Origin of the sequence: Occallatibacter sp. (assembly GCF_049802275.1) — a bacterium.
Classification (GTDB): domain Bacteria; phylum Acidobacteriota; class Terriglobia; order Terriglobales; family Acidobacteriaceae; genus Telmatobacter.
The window spans coordinates 1-3,506 of sequence record NZ_JBARMD010000225.1 but is presented as its reverse complement, the minus strand read 5'-3'; the positions used below and the strand labels follow the sequence as shown (position 1 = coordinate 3,506).

General features: G+C 54.8%; 4 protein-coding genes. 2 read left to right on the top strand and 2 right to left on the bottom strand.

What is annotated here, in order from left to right; all coding sequences use genetic code 11:
• Nucleotides 1-195: hypothetical protein (locus WA354_RS07995; protein ID WP_472812476.1), on the top strand; the 195-nt coding region annotated here is incomplete at its 5' end.
• A 645-nt stretch (nucleotides 196-840) separates the two neighbouring features.
• Nucleotides 841-1,758 carry a choice-of-anchor D domain-containing protein gene (locus WA354_RS07990; protein ID WP_472812475.1) on the top strand — a complete coding sequence of 306 codons (918 nt, stop codon included), beginning with the start codon at nucleotides 841-843 and terminating at the stop codon, nucleotides 1,756-1,758.
• Nucleotides 1,759-1,851: 93 nt separating this feature from the next.
• Here the strand turns inward: WA354_RS07990 and WA354_RS07985 are convergent, their stop codons facing one another.
• Entirely contained in the window at nucleotides 1,852-2,469 is a 618-nt protein-coding gene (locus WA354_RS07985; protein ID WP_472812474.1) for a pyridoxamine 5'-phosphate oxidase family protein, read from the bottom strand.
• 163 nt (nucleotides 2,470-2,632) lie between these two features.
• A partial coding sequence (locus WA354_RS07980; RefSeq protein ID WP_472812473.1) for a hypothetical protein occupies nucleotides 2,633-3,506 on the bottom strand: 874 nt, incomplete at its 5' end.

Below are 3,506 nucleotides of genomic sequence, written 5' to 3'. Positions count from 1 at the left end.
CCCCATCACAGCGGTGCCGAATTGGCGAAACATTTCGCCGAAGTTCATGGTCGGGTCCTGGATGATCCAGTCGAATTCACCCCTTGGACCGGCGATGAAACCGTCGAGGCTGGTGGCTACGCTATAGTCAAGCTGGCGCATGGTTCACTCTACATTGCGATTTATGACACGCATCAGATTACGCGCATTCTTTAGCGCTCCGACCGCCTCGACGTCAATCTGATTTGGGGACACGATAGTAACTTTTTAACCAATTACAGAGTAGACAACCGACCCAATAAGAATTTACTCTTAAGCTAACAATTAATTACATCGGACACCATTTGCTCCGTGCATCCTTTTGAGTCTTGCGCTCTGAGGGCTCGTGGAGTCGTGCTCCACGACTCCTTCGAGGTCTTCTCCCAGGATCGGGGGGAGAGGTGTGCGCACACATAGGAGTGTACAGTAGTGAAGCCATATTCAGACCTAAATACCACATATCATTGGTCTAACGTAGTTGCAAGCCGGTTTTTCCAATCTCGGAAAATCGCCCTCTTTATAGCAGTTTTGGGCTGTCTATCATTGGGCACATCCGGTGCAACCGCTCAGTCGCTAAGCAAAATTTCCTGCCAAACCAATTTTTTCAGCTCTGCTGGAACGAACGCATGCTCGGTCTATCTCAGTGGCGTTGCGCAGAGTCAGATCCCCGTATACCTGTATAGCAGCGATTCGGCCCTAACCGTCCGAAGCACTATTTATGTTAAGGCGGGTGCATCGACCGGAGGATTCAGCGCGACTCTAGCATCTGTTTTATCCGCGCGTACGGTGTGGATCACGGCGCAAACAAGTAGTGGAAACAAAGTGACCTACGGAATCCAGTTAGCCCCTCCAGCTTCGACTTCATCTTCACAACCGCAGTTGAGCAAAATCTCCTGCCATAGCAATTCCTTCGGCTCCGCTGGAACCGACGCATGTTCGGCATATCTGACCAGTACCACGTCGAGTCAGATCGCCCTAAACCTGTCGAGCAATAATCCAGCCGTGACGGTTTCCAGCCACGCGTGGGTTCTGGCGGGCAGATCCACCGCCGGATTCAACTTGAATGTTCAGTCGGTCACAACAGCGCAGGTCGCGACGATCACGGCGAGCGCCGGAGGAGTCTCGAAGATTTTCTCCATCCAATTGAGTCCCAGCGGATCTGCGCCAACTCCGGTTCTCACAGTCAACGCAACAAGCATCCCGTTCGGCGCTGTCAGCTTGAACTCCAAAACAACGCAGACGGTGACCCTCACCTCCAGCGGCACGGCGCCTGTCACTGTGAATTCAGCTGTTGTGACTGGCACTGGATTCTCAATGTCCGGATCGAGTTTTCCGGTCACCCTGAATCCCGGTCAGACCCTGGGCCTGAATTTGCAGTTTGCACCGACCGCTGCTGGTTCGGCTACCGGCCAGTTGACGATCACCAGCAACTCTTCCTCCAACCCGACTGCAAGTTTCGCGTTGAGCGGAACCGCTACGTCCACGTCCCACCAGATTGAACTGAGTTGGAGTTCACCAGCCGGATCGTCTGATCCGGTCATGGGCTACAACATCTATCGAGCGGCAGGCGGAACCACTTCGTACCAGCGTCTTAATTCCTCGCCCGTTGGGCCTACAACCTACACGGACTCCGCAGTCACAAGCGGAAAGGCCTATGTCTACATGGTGAAGAGCGTAGATGGTGCTGGAACGGAAAGCCCAGCTTCCAATACGAGCACCGCTACGGTTCCCGCGAGTTAACGAGTATTGCTTGCTGATTTACCTGTGAGGCCCACCGCACGCTGGTGGGCCTCGTTTCTTCCTATGGGGATAAGGTCAAGCCACCCTTAGTTCTCAACCGCCGGTTCTCAAGCGCTCATTTTCTGCTTCCAGAGCCTCGAGACGGCGACGCATGGGTTCGAGGATCGTTGCGAGTTCCCCTTCGGAGTAGCGCGGGGTAATGTGCTGCTGGCAATTCCAGTCGAAGGCTTCGACGTGAATGATGAATGCGCGCTCGGGTGGAGATTTCTCTTCGGGCACGCGCAGCGATTCGATCAACCTCTGTGCCTCCGCATCGCCTTCGTGAATCTTCGCCCGGCCTAAGACCTTCAACCGGCTCTGCGTGGGATAGTCCATGAAGAACAACGCGACGCGATCGTCGTGCTTCAGGTTTGCCGTGCTGATATATTGCCGGTTGCCACGCAAGTCGGCGAATGCGATGGTGCGGTCGTCGGGTATGTGAATGAATCCGATCTTGCCGCCGCGAAATTGGATATACGGCCAGCCGGTTTCCGTGACCGACGCCATGTAGAAACCGTCGCGCTCTCGGATGAAGGCCTGCTCATCGGGCCCAAGGCGATCGCCGGGATCCGGTGGGTGCTCAACGCGCTCGTAAAGATGACGGCTGCCGTGCACTGTTTGCTCTTCCCTCACCAGTGGCGTGAAGGCAAGTTCGGCGAAACGTCGACCCATGGGTTCTCCCGACAATGAAGACCTGAATAGGATGATCGGGCATGTCCATTGGGTTCGGGAAGTGGCGTATACCGGAAGCCAGGGCTCGCCTCTCGGCAAATAGACGAGACAATCCTCTTTTACATGTCCCACGCAGCTGCAGGTTCCATTCGCTGCTCGCAGTTTAATTGTGAATTGAAATTGCCTGAACCGAACGCGGGCCGAGCGTCAAAGTTGTCGTATACGACGTGCCCGTCTGGTTTTGCAGAGTGGCGGGAGTGCTGCTGATCGATTGCCCGTTCACGATCTGATAGAGAGTGCCCTGCGCCGAGGTCAGACCGGTGTTGTTCAGATTCACGGTTACATTGCTCAACGTATTCTGATTGGGATTGATCAGCACGATCGCGTCCTGGTCCTTGGTAAAGAACGCCGTCACGACCAGCCCATTGCCCAGCGTTCCAGGGGAGATGGATTTGGCCATGTACCCCCCGTCTTGAAGATCAAGGTAATTTGCCGCACCCAATAGCTGATAAACAAAATACTGCGGGTAGAGCTGAGGGACGGTTCCTTCCGGGTACGCGCAGTCCATATTCACATCGATCTGGCCAATCAGACAGAAGAATGGAATTGCAGTCGCTGCGAAATACACCATGTGGTCCGGCGTGTGTGGCGCTCCGTCGTATACGGAGTTGAGTGTGTCTGCAACGTACATGCTGTTCCAGACCGGCGAAAGCGTCGGATCGTTTGCGCAACAGTTCTTCGCAAAGGCCCAATTCAGGTTGTACTCGGAGTTGTAGATCGGCAGATCTTTTCCCTGGGGCTGTTTGCCGGCAGCCACCAGTCTGGTTGCATAAAGGTAGGCGCGCAGGGGACCCGTGCCTGAATCCTGCGTTATCTGGTAAACGGAATCAAGCCCGTTGTAAGTGTCCCACTGTGCGCCGGTTTGATGATTGTCAAAGAGATAATCGTGATAGCTGAGAAAATCGATGTTCTGCGAAATGACCGGATCGCCGAGCATCTCTGACACCCAGCCCGACTGCATGCCGGCCGTCCCAGGC

Coding starts and splice junctions, on each gene's coding strand:
- WA354_RS07985 (WP_472812474.1), bottom strand. CDS start 2,469: ATGGGTCGACGTTTCGCCGAACTTGCCTTCACGCCACTGGTGAGGGAA.